Source organism: Amnibacterium sp. CER49 (genome assembly GCF_029846255.1).
In the GTDB taxonomy this organism is placed as follows: Bacteria; Actinomycetota; Actinomycetes; order Actinomycetales; family Microbacteriaceae; genus Amnibacterium.
This window is the reverse complement of record NZ_JARVWQ010000001.1, coordinates 1,399,063-1,419,269: the sequence shown is the minus strand read 5'-3', so window position 1 is coordinate 1,419,269 and position 20,207 is coordinate 1,399,063. Positions and strand designations below refer to the sequence as shown.

The 20,207-nt window shown below is 73.6% G+C and carries 25 protein-coding genes and 1 tRNA gene; 6 read left to right on the top strand and 20 right to left on the bottom strand.

Annotation, left to right across the window (positions count from 1 at the left end; genetic code table 11):
* Position 1: 1 nt before the first annotated feature.
* Positions 2–880: a squalene/phytoene synthase family protein gene (locus QDR37_RS06910; protein WP_279712879.1), complete on the bottom strand. Its 879-nt coding sequence runs from the start codon at positions 878–880 to the stop codon at positions 2–4.
* Positions 881–997: 117 nt separating this feature from the next.
* Here QDR37_RS06910 and idi point away from each other — a divergent pair, with 117 nt between their 5' ends.
* Positions 998–1,519, top strand: a complete 522-nt coding sequence (gene idi, locus QDR37_RS06905) for an isopentenyl-diphosphate Delta-isomerase (RefSeq protein WP_279713578.1) — start codon at positions 998–1,000, stop codon at positions 1,517–1,519.
* Here idi and dcd read toward each other — a convergent pair.
* A complete protein-coding gene (gene dcd, locus QDR37_RS06900) occupies positions 1,516–2,121 on the bottom strand; it encodes a dCTP deaminase (protein ID WP_279712878.1) in 606 nt (201 codons plus the stop codon). The two genes, idi and dcd, sit on opposite strands and share 4 nt — an antisense overlap.
* Before the next feature lie 139 nt (positions 2,122–2,260).
* Here dcd and QDR37_RS06895 point away from each other — a divergent pair.
* The 3 genes from QDR37_RS06895 (at position 2,261) to QDR37_RS06885 (ending at position 3,587) form a co-directional block, all read left to right on the top strand.
* Positions 2,261–2,334: transfer RNA gene (locus QDR37_RS06895), tRNA-Gly, on the top strand.
* Between the two features lie 277 nt (positions 2,335–2,611).
* Positions 2,612–3,046, top strand: coding sequence for a DUF4383 domain-containing protein (locus QDR37_RS06890; RefSeq protein WP_279713577.1), 435 nt, complete (start codon positions 2,612–2,614; stop codon positions 3,044–3,046).
* 19 nt (positions 3,047–3,065) lie between these two features.
* Positions 3,066–3,587, top strand: a complete 522-nt coding sequence (locus QDR37_RS06885) for a hypothetical protein (protein WP_279712877.1) — start codon at positions 3,066–3,068, stop codon at positions 3,585–3,587.
* Between the two features lie 8 nt (positions 3,588–3,595).
* Here the strand turns inward: QDR37_RS06885 and QDR37_RS06880 are convergent, their stop codons facing one another.
* The 14 genes from QDR37_RS06880 to QDR37_RS06815 all read right to left on the bottom strand — a co-directional run bounded on the left by QDR37_RS06880 (position 3,596) and on the right by QDR37_RS06815 (position 15,837).
* Positions 3,596–4,888 carry a DEAD/DEAH box helicase gene (locus tag QDR37_RS06880; RefSeq protein WP_279713576.1) on the bottom strand — a complete coding sequence of 431 codons (1,293 nt, stop codon included), beginning with the start codon at positions 4,886–4,888 and terminating at the stop codon, positions 3,596–3,598.
* A gap of 8 nt (positions 4,889–4,896) precedes the next feature.
* A complete protein-coding gene (locus QDR37_RS06875; RefSeq protein WP_279712875.1) occupies positions 4,897–6,849 on the bottom strand; it encodes a cytochrome c oxidase assembly protein in 1,953 nt (650 codons plus the stop codon).
* A 137-nt stretch (positions 6,850–6,986) separates the two neighbouring features.
* Entirely contained in the window at positions 6,987–7,286 is a 300-nt protein-coding gene (locus tag QDR37_RS06870; protein WP_279712874.1) for an HU family DNA-binding protein, read from the bottom strand.
* Between the two features lie 103 nt (positions 7,287–7,389).
* On the bottom strand, positions 7,390–7,695 hold the full coding sequence (gene rpsN / locus QDR37_RS06865; protein ID WP_279712873.1) for a 30S ribosomal protein S14: 306 nt from the start codon (positions 7,693–7,695) through the stop codon (positions 7,390–7,392).
* 3 nt (positions 7,696–7,698) lie between these two features.
* Positions 7,699–7,866 carry a 50S ribosomal protein L33 gene (gene rpmG / locus QDR37_RS06860; RefSeq protein WP_279712871.1) on the bottom strand — a complete coding sequence of 56 codons (168 nt, stop codon included), beginning with the start codon at positions 7,864–7,866 and terminating at the stop codon, positions 7,699–7,701.
* Positions 7,866–8,102, bottom strand: coding sequence for a 50S ribosomal protein L28 (rpmB, locus tag QDR37_RS06855; RefSeq protein WP_279712869.1), 237 nt, complete (start codon positions 8,100–8,102; stop codon positions 7,866–7,868). The genes rpmG and rpmB overlap by 1 nt, the downstream gene beginning before the upstream one ends.
* 168 nt (positions 8,103–8,270) lie before the next feature.
* On the bottom strand, positions 8,271–8,651 hold the full coding sequence (locus QDR37_RS06850) for a transcriptional repressor (RefSeq protein WP_279712867.1): 381 nt from the start codon (positions 8,649–8,651) through the stop codon (positions 8,271–8,273).
* On the bottom strand, positions 8,648–9,487 hold the full coding sequence (locus QDR37_RS06845) for a metal ABC transporter permease (RefSeq protein ID WP_279712866.1): 840 nt from the start codon (positions 9,485–9,487) through the stop codon (positions 8,648–8,650). The genes QDR37_RS06850 and QDR37_RS06845 overlap by 4 nt, the downstream gene beginning before the upstream one ends.
* The gene (locus QDR37_RS06840; protein WP_279712865.1) at positions 9,487–10,296 is read right to left on the bottom strand and encodes a metal ABC transporter ATP-binding protein; all 810 of its coding nucleotides are present in this window, start codon (positions 10,294–10,296) and stop codon (positions 9,487–9,489) included. Before QDR37_RS06840 ends, QDR37_RS06845 begins: the two co-directional genes overlap by 1 nt.
* Positions 10,293–11,189, bottom strand: a complete 897-nt coding sequence (locus tag QDR37_RS06835; RefSeq protein WP_279712864.1) for a zinc ABC transporter substrate-binding protein — start codon at positions 11,187–11,189, stop codon at positions 10,293–10,295. The genes QDR37_RS06840 and QDR37_RS06835 overlap by 4 nt, the downstream gene beginning before the upstream one ends.
* A 74-nt stretch (positions 11,190–11,263) precedes the next feature.
* Complete coding sequence (locus QDR37_RS06830; protein ID WP_279712863.1) at positions 11,264–12,553, bottom strand: dihydrolipoamide acetyltransferase family protein; 1,290 nt, start codon at positions 12,551–12,553, stop codon at positions 11,264–11,266.
* 10 nt (positions 12,554–12,563) lie between these two features.
* Positions 12,564–13,544 (bottom strand): alpha-ketoacid dehydrogenase subunit beta, encoded by a 981-nt coding sequence (locus tag QDR37_RS06825; protein WP_279712862.1) that lies wholly within the window; start codon positions 13,542–13,544, stop codon positions 12,564–12,566.
* Complete coding sequence (locus QDR37_RS06820) at positions 13,541–14,656, bottom strand: thiamine pyrophosphate-dependent enzyme (RefSeq protein ID WP_279712861.1); 1,116 nt, start codon at positions 14,654–14,656, stop codon at positions 13,541–13,543. Before QDR37_RS06820 ends, QDR37_RS06825 begins: the two co-directional genes overlap by 4 nt.
* Positions 14,657–14,721: 65 nt before the next feature.
* Positions 14,722–15,837: a histidinol-phosphate transaminase gene (locus tag QDR37_RS06815; RefSeq protein ID WP_279712860.1), complete on the bottom strand. Its 1,116-nt coding sequence runs from the start codon at positions 15,835–15,837 to the stop codon at positions 14,722–14,724.
* Positions 15,838–15,894: 57 nt separating this feature from the next.
* On the opposite strand from QDR37_RS06815, the gene QDR37_RS06810 reads away from it, so the two are divergent.
* Entirely contained in the window at positions 15,895–16,305 is a 411-nt protein-coding gene (locus tag QDR37_RS06810) for a phage holin family protein (RefSeq protein ID WP_279712858.1), read from the top strand.
* Here QDR37_RS06810 and QDR37_RS06805 read toward each other — a convergent pair.
* Together QDR37_RS06805 and QDR37_RS06800 are read right to left on the bottom strand one after the other, a co-directional pair.
* On the bottom strand, positions 16,262–17,674 hold the full coding sequence (locus QDR37_RS06805; protein WP_279712855.1) for a lipase family protein: 1,413 nt from the start codon (positions 17,672–17,674) through the stop codon (positions 16,262–16,264). The two genes, QDR37_RS06810 and QDR37_RS06805, sit on opposite strands and share 44 nt — an antisense overlap.
* Positions 17,671–17,865 (bottom strand): hypothetical protein, encoded by a 195-nt coding sequence (locus tag QDR37_RS06800; protein WP_279712854.1) that lies wholly within the window; start codon positions 17,863–17,865, stop codon positions 17,671–17,673. The genes QDR37_RS06805 and QDR37_RS06800 overlap by 4 nt, the downstream gene beginning before the upstream one ends.
* Positions 17,866–18,035: 170 nt before the next feature.
* On the opposite strand from QDR37_RS06800, the gene purB reads away from it, so the two are divergent.
* Complete coding sequence (gene purB, locus QDR37_RS06795; protein WP_279712853.1) at positions 18,036–19,418, top strand: adenylosuccinate lyase; 1,383 nt, start codon at positions 18,036–18,038, stop codon at positions 19,416–19,418.
* Here purB and QDR37_RS06790 read toward each other — a convergent pair.
* Together QDR37_RS06790 and QDR37_RS06785 are read right to left on the bottom strand one after the other, a co-directional pair.
* The gene (locus QDR37_RS06790; protein WP_279712852.1) at positions 19,415–19,681 is read right to left on the bottom strand and encodes a hypothetical protein; all 267 of its coding nucleotides are present in this window, start codon (positions 19,679–19,681) and stop codon (positions 19,415–19,417) included. The two genes, purB and QDR37_RS06790, sit on opposite strands and share 4 nt — an antisense overlap.
* Positions 19,678–20,100: a DUF308 domain-containing protein gene (locus QDR37_RS06785; RefSeq protein ID WP_279712851.1), complete on the bottom strand. Its 423-nt coding sequence runs from the start codon at positions 20,098–20,100 to the stop codon at positions 19,678–19,680. Before QDR37_RS06785 ends, QDR37_RS06790 begins: the two co-directional genes overlap by 4 nt.
* Between the last annotated feature and the right edge of the window lie 107 nt (positions 20,101–20,207).

Here is a 20,207-nt window from a genome sequence, read left to right as displayed (position 1 = left end):
CTCACGAGGCCCTCGGCAGGCGTCCCGCGACGGCGAGCACCGCGAGGCGCGCCTTCACGGGGTCGGGCACCCGGACGCGCCGCCGGCGCAGCTCATGGGCGGGCGTCGCACGGAGCCGATCGGCGAGCTCGGCGAACAGCGCGTGCGCGAGGCCCACGGCCCGGCGTGGTCCGGGCTGCAGCAGCGGCAGGGCGGCGGCGGCCGCCCTGAGGTCGTCGTCGATGTCGTCGAGCAGCCGCCGCTTCTCCGCCTCGTCGAGCCGATCGGGCTCGACGCCGGGGAAGTAGGCGCGCCCGAGCCCGTCGGCGTCGGCCGCGAGGTCGCGCAGGAAGTTCACCTTCTGGAAGGCGGCCCCGAGGCGGCGCGCACCCGACTCGAGCCGCGCCAGCTCGTCGTCGCTCGGCCGTGGCCCGGCGGCGCAGAAGACACGGAGGCACATGAGCCCGACGACCTCGGCGGACCCGTCGACGTAGCGGGAGAACGACTCGGGCGTGTGCGCCGTGAGGTCGACGTCCATGCGCATCGAGGCGAAGAACGGCCGCACGATCCGCTCCTCGATGCCCACCGCGCGGGCCGTCGCGCCGAAGGCGTGCACGACGAGGTTCGTGCTGTAGCCCGTGCGCATCGCGCGGTACGTGTCCTCCTCGAGCGCGTCGAGGGCGGCTGCGATCTCCTCGGCCGGCAGGCCGCACTCGTGCGCGACCCCGTCGACGACCTCGTCGGCGAGGCGGACGAGCGCGTAGACGTTGCGGATGTGCGCCCGCGTCGCCGCGGGCAGCAGCCGCGTCGCGAGCCCGAACGAGGTCGAGTACTGCCGGATGACGACGGCGGCGGACCGGCCGGCAGCGCGGTCGTAGCGCTGCAGAGGACTCCCGCGCACCGGTCAGGCGCCCCGCGCCGGACGCGGACCCGTGCCGGTTACCCTCGGAGGCACGGCGAGCCCCCGACCGGGGGCGCGCCGAGTGGTCACGAGGGCAAGGGTACAGCGGTGCGCACGGTGAGCGGCGGGGAACAGGTGGTGCTCGTCGCGGACGACGGCACGGTGCTCGGCACGACCGACAAGGCGACCGTGCACGGCCCGGACACGCCCCTCCACCTCGCCTTCAGCTGCCACGTCTCCGACGGCGAGGGCCGGCTGCTCGTCACGCGCCGGGCGCTGTCGAAGCGCACGTGGCCGGGCGTCTGGACGAACTCGTTCTGCGGTCACCCCGGTCCCGCCGAGGACCTCCGCGACGCCGTCGCGCGACGCGCGCTCGACGAGCTCGGCGTCACCCTCACCGACCTCGAGCTCGCGCTGCCCGGCTTCCGCTACCTCGCGACCGACGCGGCGGGCATCGTCGAGAACGAGCTGTGCCCCGTCTTCACCGCCCGGACGGACGACGAGCTGCTGCCGGACCCCGACGAGGTCGTCGAGTACCGCTGGGTCGACCCCGGCGAGCTCGCGAGCGCGGTCGCGGCGGCGCCCTGGGCCTTCAGCCCCTGGCTGACCCTGCAGCTGCCGGCGCTCGCGGCCCGCTAGGAGGCGTCGGGCGCGCCCTCGCGCTGCCGCGTGTCGGTGCGCAGGAAGTTCAGGTACGACCGCGACGCGGTCGGACCGCGCTGGCCCTGGTACCGGGAGGCGTACTCGCCCGAGCCGTAGGGGCGCTCGGCCGGCGAGCTGAGCCGGAAGAAGCAGAGCTGGCCGATCTTCATGCCCGGCCAGAGCTTGATCGGCAGCGTCGCCACGTTCGAGAGCTCGAGCGTGATGTGTCCCGTGAATCCGGGGTCGACGAACCCGGCCGTCGAGTGCGTGAGCAGCCCGAGGCGCCCGAGCGAGCTCTTGCCCTCGAGCCGCGCGGCGATGTCGTCGGGAAGGGTGACCGCTTCGTACGTCGACCCGAGCACGAACTCACCCGGATGGAGGATGAACGGCACGTCGTCGCGCGTCTCGACGAGCCGCGTGAGCTCCGGCTGGTGCTCCGCCGGGTCGATGACCGCGTACTTGTGGTTGTCGAACAGCCGGAAGAAGCGGTCGAGGCGCACGTCGAAGCTCGACGGCTGCAGCAGGCCGGGGTCGTACGGGTCGAGGACGACGCGGCCGCCCTCGAGCTCCGCGCGGATGTCGCGGTCGGAGAGCAGCATGCCTGCGAATCTACCGGTGCGGCCACGGGCGGTTCCGGCCGGGACGGCCGACCGTTCCCGCCCGCGGCGGCCGGGCTGGTCCGTCCGCGCCGTCGTGGCGCTAGTCTTGGCGACCGATGCCCGTCAGGGCGTCGCCGTCGCGGGCGTAGTTCAATGGCAGAACTCCAGCTTCCCAAGCTGGTAGTGCGGGTTCGATTCCCGTCGCCCGCTCCACTCACTCCCGCGCCCATGCGGGCTCGCACTGTGGACGGCGGCGGTGCCGCGGCCGCAGAGACCCGATATCGGACCGATATCGATCTCCGAGCGGTCCCCGAGGTTAGCGTTCAGCAACCTTCAACCTTTGCTGCGATCCTTGCCGCCTCATCGACGTTCGTTGGGAGCAAACCGAACACCCGCATGCTCCGAACGCCCTGATGCACGGCCCCTCTGCCGTGCAGACCCCAAGGAGGCAATCCCCATGACCGCAGCGCGAACCGCCACCGGTCCCACCATCGGCTCCTCGCCGAACCGACTGCTCGCGACGATCTTCGGTGCCGTCTACCTGCTGGTGGGCCTGATCGGCTTCTTCTGGACGAGCGGCGTGCCGTTCGCCGGCCCGGGCAACGGCTCGAGCAACCTCATCCTCGGCATCTTCGAGGTGAACCCGCTCCACAACGTGGCGCACCTGCTGATCGGCGCGGCCCTGCTCATCGCCGGCACGAGCAACGTCTCGGCCGCGAAGGCGACCAACACCACCATCGGTGCCGCCTACCTGCTCCTCGGCATCGTCGGCTTCTTCCTGTCGGCGAACCACAGCAGCGCGATCAACTTCCTCTCGCTGAACGTGCCGGACCACTTCCTGCACCTCGCGAGCGCGATCGTGCTCCTCGCCGTCGGGCTCGGCGCCGACCGCGCCGTCCGCGGCTCGCGGGCGGCCACGGTCTGAGGCCGGGAAGGGCACCGGCATGTCCACGCTGATCCGCACGTGGCTCGGACTCGCCGCCATCGGCGCGGGCCTCGTCCACCTCGGCGTGGCCGCCGGTGCCCCCATCCCGACGCTCCTCGTCTACACGCTCCTCGGCGCCGCCGAGGTCGTGTGGGGCGTCGCCGCGCTCGCCCGCGAGACCCTGCCGCTGCCGCGTGCGGCGCTCGGCGGCGCGGCGCTCGCCCTCGTCGTCGAGCTCGTCTCGCTGCTCGCTCCCGCCTCGGCGGAGCACGGCGGCATGCACATGAGCGGTGGCCCGATGGGCGCGGCGGCGCTGCCCACGGCGTCCCTGCTCGGGGCGGCCGTGCTCGACCTCGCCGTGGCCGCGGGGCTCGCCGTCGTCGTGCGCCGTGGGCGCCGCTCGCCGAGCGCCTTCCCGCCGGCGTGGCTGTACCTCGCCGGTGTCGTCGTCGGCGCGGCGATCGTCGCCGCGATCACGACGTCGAGCCTCGGTGCCGCGCCGGTCGGCGAGCTCGCGATGCGCGGCATGCACATGGGCTAGCGTCGGGCCTATCCGCCCGCGGCCGCCTTCGCCGCACGCCGCTCCGCGACCCACCGCTCCACGTGGGGATCGACGAACACGTCGCCGGGCACGAGCGGCCTCGTCAGGTAGAGCCCGTCGATCGTGCGCAGCCGACTGAGCGCCACGTACGTCTGGCCCGGGCTGAAGGCCTTCCGCCCGAGGTCGATCCGCGCCGCGTCGAAGGTGCTGCCCTGCGCCTTGTGGATCGTCACCGCCCAGCCGAGCCGCACCGGCAGCTGCCGGAACTCGGCCACCACCTCGCGCACGAGCTCGTTCTTCTCGGGCGAGTACGTGTAGCGGTGGCGCTCCCAGGTGACGGGCTCCACGTCGTGCCCCACGCCGTCGATCTCGACGGTGAGCCGGCCCGGCCGCAGCCGCGAGACCACGCCGCGCGACCCGTTCACCCAGCGGCCGTCCGCGTCGTTGCGGAGCATCATGACGTGCGCGCCCTCCTTGAGGCGCAGCGCCTCGTCGGCGGGGAAGGAGCGCCCCGTGAACTCGCCCTCGACCTCGGCCAGGCTCGTCGCCTCGCGGCCGGGCAGTGCCGCGAGCGCCGACGCGTTGATCGTCGACACCGTGTCGTTGCGGCTCGCGAGCGTGAGCGGCGGGTCGGCCGGCAGCGGGCGGGCACCGGCGCGGTTCAGCCGCGCCGCCATGTCCGCGGTGACGTGCCCGTGCCGCACGGCGGTGAGCAAGGCCCGGAACTCGTCGTCCTGCTGCCGGTGGATGAGCGCGAGCTGCGCGACCTCGAGGTCGGTCTCCTCCCACACGTGGGCGTCGAAGAACCACATCGACCGGTACTGCTGCGCGTAGAAGGCCCGCTCCTCCGGACCGCCCGGCACCGGGGCGAGCTGCCAGGGGTCGCCGAACAGCACGACGGGGACGCCGCCGAAGGGCTCCTTGCGGTTCCGCGCCATCCGCAGCGAGCGGTCCATCGCGTCGAGCAGATCGGCGCTCACCATCGAGACCTCGTCGACGATGAGCACCTCGATGGCGCCGAGCAGACGCTGCAGCTGCCGGTCCTGCGTGAGCGGAGTCGGCCCGATGAGCCCGATCGGCAGCTTGAAGAGCGAGTGGATCGTCTGGCCACCCACGTTCAGGGCCGCGACGCCGGTCGGGGCGCAGACCGCCACGTTGCGCTTCTCGCCGGCCACGAGATGCTGCAGCAGCGTCGACTTGCCCGTACCCGCCCGCCCGGTGACGAGCAGCGGACCACCCGTCCCCTCGTGGATGCGGTCGACGACGGCCTGCTGCGCCGCGGTGAGCTCGACTGCGGCGATCTCGCCGGTCACGCCCGCCCGCGCTCGAGGTTCGCAAGCATGTCGTTGTACGCCTGCAGCTCGGCGTCGCCGGAGCGGTCGGCGGCGCGGTCGCGGCGGCGGCCCTCGCGCTCGTCGCTGCGCGCCCACGTGACGGCGACGCCGATCGCGAGCACGAGCGTCGGGATCTCGCCCACGCTCCAGGCGATGCCGCCGCCGGTCTGCTGGTCGCTCAGGGCGCTCGTCCCCCAGCCCATCGCGCCGTACCAGCCGGACAGCAGCAGCCCGTCGCCCTCGATCAGCGAGAGCCCGAAGAAGGCGTGGAACGCCATCGTGGCGAGCAGCACGATCAGGCGGAACGGGAACGGCGCGCGCGGCACCGGGTCGACGCCGATGAGGGCCTGCACGAACAGGTACCCCGTGATCAGGAAGTGGGCGGTCATCCACTCGTGGCCGAGGTGGTCGGTGGCGGACCAGCTGAACAGCGGCGAGTAGTAGAAGACCACGAGGGAGCCGGCGAAGAGCACGGCGGCGACGACGGGGTTGGCGAGCAGGTTCGCCACCCGCGAGTGCACGAGCAGCAGCAGCCACTCACGCGGTCCGCGCGTGCCGTCCTTCCGCGCGGGGATCGCACGGAGGGCGAGGGTCACCGGTGCCGCGGGCACGAGCAGCAGCGGCACGACCATCGTCAGGGTCATGTGCAGGAGCATGTGCGCCGAGAAGAGGAACTCCTCGTAGGTCGCGAGGCCGCCGTTCGTGAGGAAGAAGAGCACGATCACGCCGGCGGTCCAGCAGATGGTGCGTCCCACGGGCCAGCGGTCGCCGCGGCGGCGGAGCCGCAGCACCCCGAGCGGGTAGAGCACGAGCAGGAACGCGCAGATCAGCGCCCACAGCACGTCGAGGTGCCACTGGGTGAGGAGCGTGAGCGCTGTCATCGGCGGCGGCAGCGGCAGCCCGGTGAGGATCTCGGCGGGCGACGCGAGCGTCGGCACCGGCAGGTCGGGCGGCGCCGAGAGGCTGAGCGCCGCGGCGAAGCCGGAGGCGACGCCGAGCACGACGAGCTCGCCGGCGACGAAGGCGAGGAACGGCTTCAGCGCGCGCGCACCGGCGAGCCGGGGGATGAGCACCAGCCGCTGGACGGCACCGAACGCGCCGGCCGCGAGCAGCGCCAGCGTCTTCACGACGATCAGGGAGCCGTACGCGGTGAGCAGGTTCCGCCAGGTACCGAGACGGATCGCGGCGGAGAGCACGCCCGTGATGCTGACGACGAGGAAGCAGATGAGCGCGAGCGCGGAGTAGCGGGTCACGAGGTCGGCGAGGCCCCGGCCGCCGGCGCGGGCGGCGAGCAGCACCACCGCGACGAGGCCGCCGACCCACACCGCGGCGCCCGCGATGTGCAGGCCGAACGCGATGATCGCGTTGCCGTGGTCACCGGGGGCGTTCGCGGCGTGCCCCGTCAACGCCATCGGCACGAGCGCCGCGAGGGCGAGGACCGCGAGCACGGCCGCGCCGGTGTGCGAGCGGACGGCGATGACGAGCGCGGTGAGCAGGGCCGCCGCGAGCGTGGTCGCGAGCCAGCACTGCCCGACCGCGATGGACGTGAGGAAGAAGAGGAACTGGGAGCCGAAGTCGGGCGACGTGACGGTGAGCGGCGCGGACTCCGAGAGGAAGGAGAAGAAGCCGGTCGCCGCGGCCGCGACGGTCCAGACGGCCGCGGAGGCGGCGGCCGTGTCGAGCAGGCCGTTCCAGCGGGGATCGCGCGGCGAGAGCGCGAACACGGCCACGACCAGGGGCCCGACCGCGAGCGACGCGGCGAGGTTCACGAGCAGCTGCGCGACCGGCTGCCCGTACCGCACGATCGCGCCGGGGTCGGAGACGGCCTGCGGCGCGGCCCCGCCGCCGATCGCCAGCGCGGCGAGCAGCGACACGAGCGCGGCAGCGGTGAGCAGGGCCGGCGAGGCGACCCGCGCGGCGCGGTTCATCGTGGATCCAGGGTACGCCGCGCCCCACCACCGCCTGCGGCGAAGCGGCGACCGGCGCGAAGCGGCGCCACCGCCGAGAGCACGAAGCGCCGACCCGGTTCCCCGGATCGGCGCTTCGTCGTGCTGGCGGAGCCGACCTACTTGGCGGCGGCCTTCAGCTTGCTGCCGGCGCTGATCTTGACGCCGGTGCTCGCGGCGATCTCGATCGGCTCGCCGGTCTGCGGGTTGCGGCCCGTGCGGGCGGCCCGCGAGGTGGTCTCGACAGCGAGCCAACCCGGGATCGTCACCTTGGTGCCCTCGCCCACGTACTCGGCGAGACTGGTCAGCAGCGCGTCGAGCACGGCGTTGACCGCGTTCTGGGGCTGACCCGTCTCGGCCGCGATGCGGCTGACGAGGTCGCTGCGGTTGGCGGTCTTCTTCTCGGTGGCGGTGCTCATCTAGTCCTCCTCGGACCTGTTCTCAGCCGGCCCCACTCGCAGGAGGGGCCGTATACCTGACGTCTCGGTCCGACGCGGGCAGTGCGCCGCGACCAGGAGCAACCTACCAGGATGACTTCGTGATACCAGGAAGTTCGCCGCGGTGGGCCATGTCGCGGAACCGGACGCGCGAGATGCCGAACATCCGGAGGTTGCCGCGGGGGCGCCCGTCGATCGCGTCACGCTGACGCAGACGCACCGGCGAGGCGTCGCGCGGCAGCTTCTGCAGGCCGACGCGAGCGGCCTCGCGCTGCTCGTCGCTCGAGCTCGGGTCGATGAGCGCCTTCTTCAGCTCGAGACGGCGGGTGCGGTACCGCTCGACGACCTCGGCGCGCTGCTGGTTGCGCGCGATCTTGCTCTTCTTCGCCATGGATCAGCGCTCCTCGCGGAATTCGACGTGCTTGCGGACCACCGGGTCGTACTTCTTCAGCACGAGCCGGTCGGGGTTGTTGCGACGGTTCTTGCGGGTGACGTACGTGTACCCGGTGCCCGCCGTCGAGCGGAGCTTGATGATGGGGCGGATGTCCTGCTGGCGGGCCATCAGATCTTCTCCCCACGGGCGAGGATCGACTTCACGACGGACTCGATGCCGCGCGCGTCGATCACCTTGATGCCCTTGGCCGAGACCGTCAGCGTGACGTTGCGCTTCAGCGACGGCACGAAGTACGTCTTCTTCTGGACGTTCACGTCGAAGCGGCGACGGGTGCGCCGGTGCGAGTGCGAGATGTTGTTCCCGAAGCCGGGACCGGCTCCGGTCACCTGGCAGACTCCTGCCACGATTCCTCCTCTACCGTGAGCCGCGCCGGACGGCGTCGGGCTCACCCAAGATCACTTGTCTGCGGACGGCTCCGAGGAGCAGCCCACTGCCGCGGACACGGCCGACCGTCGAGCCTACACGACCGGCCGCACGGGGCCGTGCTCGTCGTGAAACGCGGGCGTTCCCCCTCAGGAGCAGCGATCGCAGACGGCGAAGACGTCGACGACGTGCTGGGGATCGCGGAAGCCGTGCGCCGCGGCGGTGCGGGCCGCCCACTCCTCGATCGCATCCGCCTCGATCTCGACGGTGCGTCCGCAGACGCGGCAGATGAGGTGGTGGTGGTGCCCGGGTGAGACGCAGGCGCGATAGAGGTTCTCGCCCTCGGCGGACTGCAGGCTGTCGGCGTCGCCCTCGCCCGCGAGGTCCGACAGGGCGCGGTACACGGTGGCGAGGCCGATGGGCGAGCCCGCCGACCGGAGCGCGGTGTGCAGCTCCTGGGCGCTCACGAAGCCGTCGCGGGCGCTCAGTGCCTCGCGGACCGCGGTCCGCTGCCACGTGTTGCGCTTCACGGCGCTTCAGCGTACGCGCGGCCCCGGCGACGGCCGAGCAGCCGGCAGACGAGGTAGATCGCGAAGGAGATCGTCGTGACGTACGGGCTGATGGGGATCGAGCCACCGAGCGCGAGCAGGATCCCGCCGACGACCGAGGCCACGGCGAAGGCCGTGCTGAGCAGGCTCACCGCGAGCGGCCCGGACGCCACGCGCACGGCGGCGGCGGCGGGGGTCACGAGCAGGGCGAGCACGAGCAGCGCCCCGACGGTCTGCACGGCGAGCGAGACGGTGAGCGCGAGCAGCACCATGAACAGCATCGAGAGCCCGCGGACGGGGACCCCGCGGGCGACCGCGACGTCCTCGTCGACGCTCGCGAACAGCAGGGGGCGCCAGACGAGCAGCAGCACGACGAGCACGAGGACGGCGACGACCGCGAGCACGAGCACCTGCGGGGTGTCCACGGCGACGACCTGCCCGGTGAGCAGCCCGAAGCGGTTCGCCGAGCGGCCGCCGTAGAGCGCGAGGAACAGGATGCCGAGCCCCAGCCCGAACGGCATGAGCACGCCGATCACCGAGTTCCGCTCCCGGGCCCGGACGCCCAGCACCCCGATCAGCAGGGCGGCGAGCAGGGATCCGACGATCGAGCCGGTGACGACGTCGGCGCCGATCAGCAGGGCGCCCGCGCCGCCCGCGAACGAGAGCTCGCTGATGCCGTGCACGGCGAACGGCAGATCGCGGGCGAGCACGAAGAAGCCGATGAGGCCGCCGACGACCCCGAGGAGCGCCCCGGCGATCAGCGAGTTGGTGACGAGCCCGAGCAGCGCGCCGTAGTCGGTGAAGTCGAAGAGGCGCATCAGCCGCGCCCCCGGCCGACGTGCTCGTGCTCCTCGTGCCCGCTGCCGGCGCCCACGACGACGATGCGGTCGTGCACGCGGATCACGTCGACGTGGGTGCGGTAGAGGTCCGACAGCACCTCGGAGGTGAGCACCTCGCGCGGCGGGCCGATGCGGAACCGCCCGTCGACGAGGTAGACGACGCGGTCGACCATCGGGAGCACGGGGTTCACGTCGTGGGTGACCATCAGCACCGCCGCGTCCCGTTCGCGTCGGTGGCGGTCGAGCAGGCCGCTCACCACCGCCTGGTTCGCGAGGTCGAGCGAGATGAGCGGCTCGTCGCAGAGCAGCAGGGGCGGGTCGTCGGCGATCGCCTGGCCGACCCGCAGCCGCTGCTGCTCGCCGCCGGAGAGCAGCGCCGCGGAGCGTCCGGCGAAGGCCTCGGCGCCGACCGCCTCGACGAGCGAGGCGACGCGCGCGCGGTCGCCCCGGGAGGGCAGGGGCAGCCCGAAGCGGCCGCCGGAGACGCCGAACCCCACCAGGTCGACGCCGCGAACCGGGGTCGACTCGTCGAGCAGCCGCTGCTGCGGCACGTACCCGATGCGCCGGTCGCCGCGCCGCGGCGGGCGCCCGAGCACCGCGAGCGTGCCTGCGGACAGCGGCTGCAGCCCGAGGACGGCACGGAGGAACGTCGTCTTGCCCGAGCCGTTCGGGCCGAGGACGGCCACGAACTCGCCCGCGGCGACGTCGAGGTCGAGGTCGCGCCAGAGCACCCGGCCGTCGAAGGCGAGTGCCGCCTTCCGGAACGAGACGACGGGCGCGGCGCTCATCGCTCGACCGCCCGGCGGACGTCGGTGAGGGTCTGCGCGATCCACCGCACGTACCCCGTCCCCGGGGGCAGCGTCTCGCGGAAGGCGACGACCGGCACCGCTGCGTCGTGCGCGGTCCGGACAGCGAGGTCGCCGGCGGGGGTGTCGGTCTGGACGTTCTCCGCGAGGAGCGCCACGCGCCGGGCCCGCAGCAGGTCGAGCTGCCGCTGCAGCACGGCGGGGGCCGGATCGGATCCCCCCTCGATCGCCGCGGCGAACGCCGGCGGGGTGCGGTCGACGAGCCCGCACGCGGCGGTCAGGTAGAGGGGAACGGGTTCGGTGATGGCGACGCCGCGGCCCGCGGCGACCCGGCGGATCGCCGCCTCCTGCTCCCCGAGCCGGTCGAGCTGCCGGTCGAACGCCCGCAGCCGGGCGGAGAAGCCCGCTGCCGCGTCCGGCGCACGACGGCTGAGCGCCGTGGCGAGCGCCGCCGCGACCCGGCGCACGGTGGGCAGGTCGTACCAGAGGTGCTCGTTGAAGTCGGCGCCCTGCGGCCGGCCCGACAGCGCGGCCACGTCGAGCACGGTCCTCGGATGCGCGGCGTGCGCCAGCTGCACGAGGAAGTCGTCGTAGCCGCCGCCGTTCTCGAGCAGCAGATCAGCGCGGTCGACGGCGAGCTGGTCGCGCACGCTCGCCTGGAAGTCGTGCGGGTCGCGGCTGGGATCGGCGATGAGGGACGTGACAGCGACCTCGTCGCCGCCGACGCGCTGCGCCACGTCCCCCCACACGTCCGTGGAGGTGACGATCCGGATCCGGGTGTCGGCGGCCGCCGGCTGCTCCGGCGCGCAGCCGGCGAGCAGCACGACCGCGAGCGAGGCGGCGACGACGGCGAGGGGCGTGCGTCGATGCGTCATCCGGTCCTCCTCGCGGTCCGCGTCGGAGGCTACGGCTTATCGAGAACGATTGTCAAAATCGCTCGGCGACGTGCTCAGTCGAGCAGGAGCGCGGGCTCCTCCATGACGCTCGCGACGTCGGCGAGGAAGCGGCTCGCGACGTCGCCGTCGACGACGCGGTGGTCGAAGCTCGCGCCGATCGTGGTCACCCACCGGGGCACGACGACCCCGTCGACGACCCACGGCTTCTGCCGGATGGTGCCGAGCGCCACGATGGCGACCTCGCCGGGGTTGAGGATCGGCGTGCCCGTGTCCATGCCGAAGCTGCCGAGGTTCGTGATGGTGATCGTGCCGTCGGCCATCTCGGCCGGCTGCGTCTTCCCGTCCCGCGCGGTCACGACGAGGGTGTCGAGCGCCTTCGCGAGCTCGCGCATCGACATGGCGTGCGCGTCCTTGACGTTCGGCACGATGAGGCCGCGCGGGGTCGCCGCGGCGATGCCGAGGTTCACGTAGTGGTGCACGACGATCTCGCGGTCGGTCCACGTCGAGTTGACGCTCTGGTTGCGCCGCACCGCCCAGATGACCGCCCTGGCCATGACGAGCAGCGGCGACACCTTCACGCTCTGGAAGTCGGACGAGGCCTTGAGCCGCCGCACGTACTCCATCGTCCGGGTGGCGTCGACGTCGACGAAGACGCTCACGTGCGGCGCGGTGAATGCGCTCGCGACCATGGCGGCGGCGGTCGCCTTGCGCACCCCCTTCACGGGGATGCGCTCCTCGCGGTCGTCCGGCCACGCCGGCGTCTCGACGTTGCGGAACACGCTGCGCTGCTGGTGGGTGCGCAGCACGTCCTCACGGGTCACCTCGCCCGACGGGCCCGAGGGCTGCACCGTCGCGAGGTCGACCCCGAGGTCCTTCGCGAGCTTGCGGATCGGCGGGCGGGCGGGCGCGGCGACCGCGCGCCGCGCGGGCTCCGTGCTGCGGCCCCGACGGCCGGCGCGGCGGCTCGCGGCATGCACGTCGGTGCCGTAGCCGACGAGGACCGACCCGGACGGCTCGGGCTCCGCCGGGTGCTCGCGCACCTGCACCTCGCCGGGCAGCGCGGCCTGCGCGGGCGTCGACAGGGGGCCCGCGAGCTGCTCGTCGCCCGAGGCGACGGCCACGATGGGCGTGCCCACCTGCACGGTCTCGCCCTCCTGCACGAGCAGGGCGTCGACGCGGCCCGCGTACGGCGACGGCAGCTCGACGAGCGACTTCGCCGTCTCGATCTCGACGAGGATCTGGTTGACCGACACCTCGTCGCCCTCGGCGACCTTCCACGAGACGATCTCGGCCTCGGTGAGGCCCTCGCCGACGTCGGGGAGCGCGAAGCGCGAGATGGACATGGTCGCCTTCCTAGTACGCGAGGGCGCGGTCGACCGCGTCGAGCACGCGGTCGGCGTCGGGGAGGTAGAGCTTCTCGAGCTTCGCCGGCGGGTAGGGCACGTCGTAGCCCGTCACGCGGAGCACGGGGGCCTCGAGCGAGTAGAACGCCCGCTCGGTGATGCCGGCGGCGATCTCGGCACCCATCCCGAGGAAGCCGGGCGCCTCGTGGGCGACGACGGCACGACCGGTCTTCTCGACGGACGCGACGACCGGCTCCCAGTCGACGGGCGAGAGCGAGCGCAGGTCGACGACCTCGAGGCTGCGCCCCTCCGCCGCGGCGTTCTCGGCCGCGGCGAGCAGCACGCTCACCATCGGCCCGTAGCCGATCAGGGTGGCGTCCGTGCCGGTGCGGACCACGCGGGAGGCGTGCAGCGGCACCGCCGGCTGGTCGAGGTCGACCTCGCCCTTCGGCCAGTAGCGGCTCTTCGGCTCGAAGAAGATGACGGGGTCGGGCGAGGAGATCGCCTGCTGGATCATCCAGTAGCCGTCGTTCGGGGTCGACGGGGTGACGACGCGGAGCCCCGGCGTGTGCGCGAAGTAGGTCTCGGGGCTCTCCGAGTGGTGCTCGATCGAGCCGATGTGGCCGCCGTAGGGCACGCGGATCACGACCGGGAACGACTGCCGTCCCTCGAGCCGGTTCGTCAGCTTCGCGAGCTGCGAGGTGATCTGGTCGAATCCGGGCCAGATGAAGCCGTCGAACTGGATCTCGCACACCGGCCGGTAGCCGCGCAGCGCGAGCCCGATCGCGGTGCCCACGATGCCGGACTCCGCGAGCGGGGTGTCGAGCACCCGGTCCTCGCCGAACGTCGCGAGCAGCCCGTCGGTGATGCGGAACACGCCGCCGAGGCGCCCGATGTCCTCGCCCATGAGCAGGACCTTCGGGTCGTCCTCCATCGCGCGTCGCAGGCCCGCGTTCAGCGCCTTCGCGAGCGGCATCGACGTGGTGGTCATGCCTGCTCCCCGTAGGACGCCTCGTACTCGGCCTGCCACGCCTGCTCGGCGGCGACGAGCGGGTGCGCCTCCTGGTAGACGTGCGCGAACATCAGCGAGACGGGCGGGTCCTGCAGCGTGAGCACGCGCCTGCGCAGGTCGGCGGCGAGGTCCGCCGCCTCCGCGTCCACGCCTTCGAACAGCTCCCGGCCGACGCCCCGCCCCTCGAGGTGCCGTCGCAGCCGCAGGATCGGGTCGCGCTCGGTCCAGGTCGCGAGCTCCTCGGCCGTGCGGTACCGGGTGGGGTCGTCGGCGGTGGTGTGCGCGCCGACCCGGTAGGTGAGCGCCTCGATCAGGGCGGGACCACGTCCGGCGCGGGCGTCGTCGAGCAGCGCGCCGGTGACCGCGAGCACCGCGAGCACGTCGTTGCCGTCGACCTGCACGCCGGGCATGCCGAAGCCGGCGGCGCGGCGGTACAGCGGCGTGCGCGACTGCCGCTCGACGGGCACCGAGATGGCCCAGTGGTTGTTCTGCAGGAAGAACACCTGGGGCGTGTTGTAGCTCGACGCGAAGACGAGCGCCTCGTTCGTGTCGCCCTGCGCGGTCGCGCCGTCACCGAAGTAGACGAGCACGGCCTCGTCGCGCTCGGGGTCCCCGGTCGCCGTGGCCTTGTCGAACTGCGCGCCCATCGCGTAGCCCGTCGCGTGCAGCGTCTGCGACCCGATGACGAGCGTGTACTGCCGGAAGCCGCCGTGCTCGGCCGGGTCCCACCCGCTGTGGGTGAGTCCGCGCATCATCCGGACGAGGTCGAGCGGATCGACACCGCGCACGAGCGCGACGCCGTGCTCGCGGTAGGCGGGGAAGATCGCGTCCTGCGGGCGCGTGGCGCGACCGGAGCCGATCTGCGCCGCCTCCTGGCCGTAGCTCGGCGCCCAGAGCGCGAGGTGCCCCTGCCGCTGCAGGTTGGCCGCCTCGACGTCGACCGCGCGGGTGCGCACCATGTCGGTGAGCAGGCCGAGCAGCGCCTGCTCGTCGAGGGCGGCGACCCGGTCCACGTAGGGCTCCGCCGGCGGGGTCGGCGCGAGCGCGCCGTCGTGCGACAGGATCCGGACGACGGGATCGGTCGAGGCCACGCTCCTCCTCGCCCCGGCCCGCGTCGAGCGCGCCGGAATCGGGTTCGGGCCGCTCCGGCCCCGCATCACGATATCCGGGGCCCGGAGGACGAGGACTGGAGCATTCCTCCAACCTCCCGCGCCGCACGCAGCAGGTTCTCCACCGACTCCTGCTCCGCGATCGTCACGCGGAGCCCCTCGCCGGGGAAGGCGCGGGCCGTGATGCCCGCGCTCGCGAACACGTCCGCCGCGGCGTCGGTGGCCGCGCCCGTCGCGAGCCACACGAAGTTGCCCCAGGGCCGCGGGACGCGCCAGCCCTGCTCGGTGAGCGCCTGCCAGACGTCGTCCCGGCGGGCCGCGAGGTGCGCGACCCGCTCGAGCAGCTGCGCCTCGTGGTCGAGCGAGACGAGCGCCGCGACCTGGGCCTGGTCGGTGACCGACAGCGGCACCGCGGTGGCGCGGGCGCCGTCGAGCACACGCGGATCACCGAGGGCGTACCCGATGCGGAGCCCCGCGAGCCCCCACGCCTTCGAGAAGGTGCGGAGCACCACGACGTTCCGCTGGAGCCCCTCCCGCTGGCGGATCACGACGGCGTCGCCGTCGGCCCCGCCCGCGCCGGTGGCGAACTCGCGGTACGCCTCGTCGAGCAGCACGAGCACGTCGGAGGGGAGGCCGGCGAGCAGTCGGTCGAACTCGGCCTGCGCCACGACCGGCCCCGTCGGGTTGTTCGGGGTGCAGACCAGCACGACGCGCGTGCGCTCCGTGACGGCGGCGAGCATCGCATCGACGTCGTGCGCGCCGTCCCTGCTGTTCGGGACCGCGACGCTCGTCGCTCCCGCGACCGCGACGAGACCGGGGTACGCCTCGAAGCTGCGCCAGGAGTACAGCACCTCGTCGCCGGGACCTGCAGCGGCGGCGATCAGCTGGGCGAGCAGCGCCACCGAGCCGGCGGCCACGTGCACCCCCTCGACCTCGACCCCGTGCCGAAGCGCGAGCCGTTCGCGCAGCGCGGTCGCGGAGGCGTCGGGGTAGCGGTTGAAGGCCGCGGCGGCCGTCACCGCCTCGACCACCTCGGGCAGCGGCGGGAACGGGTTCTCGTTCGACGACAGCTTGAACCCGCCGTCGGCCGCGGCCCTGCCCTGCCGGTAGGGGGCGAGCGCGGCGACCTCCGGCCGGAGGCGGACGGGGGCGGGATCGGTCACGGCACGGCAGTCTAGGGAGGCCGGGACCCGCGGATCGCCGGATGCCATAGTTGGGGGATGCGTCGGTTCGTGGTGCGGGTGGTCGGCAACGCCATCGCGCTCTGGCTGACGACGCTCGTCTTCGCCGCCTTCGGCCTGAGGACGGTCCGGGTCGTCCCGTACTCGCCCGACCCGATCGGCGTCGTCCTCACCTATCTGCTGCTCGGGCTCCTCTTCGGCATCGTGAACGGCGTGCTCGGCACCGCGATCCGCATCGTCGCCTTCCCCGTCTACCTGCTCACGCTCGGCCTCATCTCGCTCGTCGTGAACGGCCTGCTGTTCCTGCTCGTCGCGTGGATCACCACCTTCTTCGGCTTCGGCCTCGAGGTCGCCGACTTCTGGTGGGGCGTGCTCGGCGCCGTCGTGCTCGGGGTGCTCGGCTGGCTCATCGGCCTGCTGCTGCGGCCCCTCTCGGGCGCGCAGGCCTGAGCGCGGCGCCGGGCACCCGATCCGCCCGCACCTGCAGCGCGACGCCGTGCCGTGCGTCGAGGAACGGCGCCAACCCATGCCGGAAGCGGTCGACCCTGGGGTCGCCCGACCGCTCCGCCAGCGCCGTCGTGAGCACGTAGGAGGCGACGGCGTGCGTCGGCAGCCCGGGTCCGAAGCCGACCGTGCCCGGCATCGTGGGCAGCGTGTCGCCCGCCGCGGACCGCTGCACGACGATCCGTCGTCGGCCCGCCTCCCCGGCGGCGGGCAGCCCGGGCAGCGCCGGGACGAGATCGTCGTCGTGCTCGATCGCGAGCACGGGCACGTCCTCGGGCAGCGCGATCTGCCCGGTCGGTCCGCCGAGCGTCACGACCCCGGCGACCCGGAGTCCGGACGACTGGGCGATGCGGGTCGCGACCAGCGCGCCCTGCGAGTGGCCCACGAGCAGCACGGGGTCGTCCTCGCCGACGCCGGCCTCCCGCATCGCCTGGAGGACCGCCCGCTCCGAGTCGGACGGGCGACCGGCGACGCCCTCCAGGTCGGCGCGGGCGTCGAACGGCTCGTCGCCGGAGTCCGGCGAGAAGGAGACCGTGCCGGCGAGGTAGACGATGAAGCGGCGGCCGCCAGACGGGTCTCCGTAGGCCTCGATGCGGATCTGGGGAGCGCCCGCGGGTGGTTCGGGAACGCGTGCCGCGAGTCCCGCCAGACCACCCGGGCCGGCGACGACGTCGCGGTCGACCACGGTGGTCCGCAGGGTCCCGGGCTGCCGCGGCAGGAGGTCGGCGGCATGCCCGGCGAGCGATGCGGTGCCTCCGGGAGCGTCCGGGTCGTCGTGCGCGAGGTCGGCCGGCGTCTCGTGCGCCTCGAGGCCGCGGAGCAGGTCGTCCGACGACGACACCGCGAGCCGGAGCGCCCGCAGCACCACCGGATCCATCTGGGGCCCCATCCGGCCGGTGGTCGCGATCTCGCCGAGGAGGGCGAGGACGAGGCCCCCGCCGACGAGGGACGACTCGCCGAGCGGCACGACCGGGCCGAGCACGGCGGTCTCCGCGCCGAGCGCCACGGCCTGGACGGCGGCGGTCGTCGTGAGCAGACGGGTGACCGCGTCGTCGGCCGCGCCGTAGCGCAGGGATGCCGTCCGGAGGCCGCCGGCCGCGTCGCTCGCGTACCGCTGCGCCGCCCGGCACTCGCGGAGCGCCGCACCGAGCGGGATCGCGGCGGCCGCCACCTGCGTGGCGGCGGCGTCCAGGCTCGCAGCGAGCCTCGAGAGGTCGTCGGCGGCCCGCTCCAGCACCCGGGCCGCGGCGAGCATCGAGGTCGTGTCGACAGCGAGCGAGCCGCCGCCCGAGATGCGGACGCCGACGTCGGTCATCGGACCGCCGCCTCCGCCGCCGCGATCGCCTCGCGCATCCCGGCGAGCGCCGTACGGAGCCGGAGCACCGCGAGGGCGTACTCCTCGGCGACGAGGGACACCCAGCCGTCGAGCACGAGCGGCGGCTCCGGCACCACGGCGGCACGGGTGCGCAGAGCCGCGAGCTCCGCGCGCTGCAGCACAGGGTCCATGGCGCCTCCCGTGATCGACCGGCGGCATCGTGCCCGCCTCGACGGTCCCGGCCGTCGTCGGGCGCGCAGGAGCCGGGCGCCGCGGCGTCCCGGCGGGCCTGGGGAGGAGCGGATGCCCGGCGGGCGAAGTGGTCCGGGAGAATGGGGATCCCCGACCCCAGGAGGCGCGCGTGCCGCTGATCGATGAGCCGCTGTCCCCCCTCGACGGGCGCTACCGCGCCGCGGCCGCTCCGCTCGCCGAGCACCTGTCCGAGGCCGGCCTGAACCGCGCCCGGATCCGGGTCGAGGTCGAGTGGCTGATCGCCCTGACCGACGCGGGTGTCGCCGGCACGGCGCCGCTCGCCGAGCACGAGCGGGCGTCGCTGCGCGAGCTGGTGGACCGCTTCGGCGCCGACGAGGTGGCCGAGCTCGGCCGGCTCGAGGCGACGACCCGGCACGACGTGAAGGCCGTCGAGTACCTCGTCCGCGCGCACCTGGCGGCGGTCGGGCTCGAGCGGCTCGCCGAGCTCACCCACTTCGCCTTCACGAGCGAGGACGTGAACAACCTCGCCGTCGCGCTCACGGTCCGGGACGCCGTGCACGACGTCTGGCTGCCGGCGGTCGACCGCGTCCTCGAGCGCCTCACCGCGCTCGCCCGCGACTGGGCAGGGGTGCCGATGCTCGCCCGCACCCACGGGCAGCCGGCGACACCGACGACGACGGGCAAGGAGCTCGCCGTGTTCGCCGCCCGGCTGCGGCGCCTGCGCGACAAGGTCGCGGCCGTCGAGGTGCTCGGCAAGTCGAACGGGGCGAGCGGCGACTACGCGGCGCACGTCGTCGCGGCACCCGACGTCGACTGGCAGGCCCTCTCGCAGCGCTTCGTCGAGGGGCTCGGTCTCACGTGGAACCCGCTGACGACGCAGATCGAGTCGCACGACTGGCAGGTCGAGCTCTACGGCCGGATCGTGCACCTGAACGGGGTGCTGCACAACCTCTGCACCGACGTGTGGCTCTACATCGCCTTCGGCTACCTGAAGCAGGTCCCCGTGGCCGGCGCCACGGGCAGCTCGACCATGCCGCACAAGGTGAACCCGATCCGGTTCGAGAACGCCGAGGCGAACCTCGAGCTGTCGAACGGGGTGCTCGGCACGCTGTCGGCGACCCTCGTCACGTCCCGGCTGCAGCGCGACCTCACCGACTCGACCACCCAGCGGAACATCGGCGTGGGCCTCGGGCACTCGCTCGTCGCCCTCGACAACGTCGCCCGCGGCCTCACCGAGATCGACGTGGACGCCGCGCGGATGCGGGAGGACCTCGAGTCGAACCAGGAGGTGCTCGGCGAAGCGGTGCAGACGGTCGTGCGCGCCGAGATCGCTGCGGGCCGCAGCGCGCTCTCCAACCCGTACGAGCTGCTGAAGGACCTGACGCGCGGGCGTCGCATCACCGCGGAGGACCTTCGGACGTTCGTCGCCGGCCTGGGTCTCGAGCCCGCCGCCACCGAGCGGCTCACCGCCCTGACGCCCGCCACCTACACGGGTCTCGCGGCGAGGCTCGTCGAGCACCTCGGCGACTAGCCGCGCGGCCTCCGCGGAGGCTTCGGCTTCAGCAGCACCGGTCCGTCGGCGCCGCGGTCCTGCGGTCCGCTCGTCGAGAGGAGCGCGAGCATGGCGAGGGCGAGCAGCGACACGATGAAGGCGACGAGCGCGAACACGGCGGCGAACTCGAGCTCACCGCGGGTGACGACGACCACGACGACGCCGATGACGACGCCGACGACGGCGGCCATGCCGACGAGCTCGGCGGGCTTCAGGCGCTCCCGCAGCGACGGCGCGGTCATGCGTCCCGCCGTGGGCGGGGCGGCGTGAGCGCGGCGATGCCGAGGTAGACCGCGACGATCGCGCCCCAGGCGGAGAGCACGCCGACCGCGAAGATCGAGTCGGGCGTGAGGATCGAGAGCATCGCGCCGACGAGGACGGCGAGGCCGCCCACCACGATGCCGTCGCGCGCGCCCGCGTCGGCGTCGGCGCGGCGCAGGCCGGTGACGACCTCGAGGCCCCCGGCGATCAGGAAGGCCGGTGCCTCGATCACGAGCAACGTCGTCAGCGTCCCGCCGTGCATCGCGAGCGCGAGCACCCCGGCGACGACGAGCACGACGCCGCGGGTCACGACGAGGCCCCTTCCCGTGCGGGTGCGCGCGGTGCTGCGGGTGCCGGCGAGGACGACCAGCCCGCAGACGACGCCGAAGGCCCCGAACACGAGCAGCCCGAACGACGGGGTGTGGTCGGCGGTGAAGGTGACGACGACGGCGAGGGCCGCGGCGACGATCGCGCGGGCCGCGGTGACGGCCCGGAGACCGCTCGCAC

Coding starts and splice junctions, on each gene's coding strand:
- dcd (WP_279712878.1), bottom strand. CDS start 2,121: ATGCTGCTCTCCGACCGCGACATCCGCGCGGAGCTCGAGGGCGGCCGC.
- QDR37_RS06885 (WP_279712877.1), top strand. CDS start 3,066: ATGTCCACGCTGATCCGCACGTGGCTCGGACTCGCCGCCATCGGCGCG.
- QDR37_RS06875 (WP_279712875.1), bottom strand. CDS start 6,849: ATGAACCGCGCCGCGCGGGTCGCCTCGCCGGCCCTGCTCACCGCTGCC.
- QDR37_RS06870 (WP_279712874.1), bottom strand. CDS start 7,286: ATGAGCACCGCCACCGAGAAGAAGACCGCCAACCGCAGCGACCTCGTC.
- rpsN (WP_279712873.1), bottom strand. CDS start 7,695: ATGGCGAAGAAGAGCAAGATCGCGCGCAACCAGCAGCGCGCCGAGGTC.
- rpmG (WP_279712871.1), bottom strand. CDS start 7,866: ATGGCCCGCCAGCAGGACATCCGCCCCATCATCAAGCTCCGCTCGACG.
- QDR37_RS06845 (WP_279712866.1), bottom strand. CDS start 9,487: ATGCGCCTCTTCGACTTCACCGACTACGGCGCGCTGCTCGGGCTCGTC.
- QDR37_RS06840 (WP_279712865.1), bottom strand. CDS start 10,296: ATGAGCGCCGCGCCCGTCGTCTCGTTCCGGAAGGCGGCACTCGCCTTC.
- QDR37_RS06835 (WP_279712864.1), bottom strand. CDS start 11,189: ATGACGCATCGACGCACGCCCCTCGCCGTCGTCGCCGCCTCGCTCGCG.
- QDR37_RS06830 (WP_279712863.1), bottom strand. CDS start 12,553: ATGTCCATCTCGCGCTTCGCGCTCCCCGACGTCGGCGAGGGCCTCACC.
- QDR37_RS06825 (WP_279712862.1), bottom strand. CDS start 13,544: ATGACCACCACGTCGATGCCGCTCGCGAAGGCGCTGAACGCGGGCCTG.
- QDR37_RS06810 (WP_279712858.1), top strand. CDS start 15,895: ATGCGTCGGTTCGTGGTGCGGGTGGTCGGCAACGCCATCGCGCTCTGG.
- QDR37_RS06805 (WP_279712855.1), bottom strand. CDS start 17,674: ATGACCGACGTCGGCGTCCGCATCTCGGGCGGCGGCTCGCTCGCTGTC.
- QDR37_RS06800 (WP_279712854.1), bottom strand. CDS start 17,865: ATGGACCCTGTGCTGCAGCGCGCGGAGCTCGCGGCTCTGCGCACCCGT.
- QDR37_RS06790 (WP_279712852.1), bottom strand. CDS start 19,681: ATGACCGCGCCGTCGCTGCGGGAGCGCCTGAAGCCCGCCGAGCTCGTC.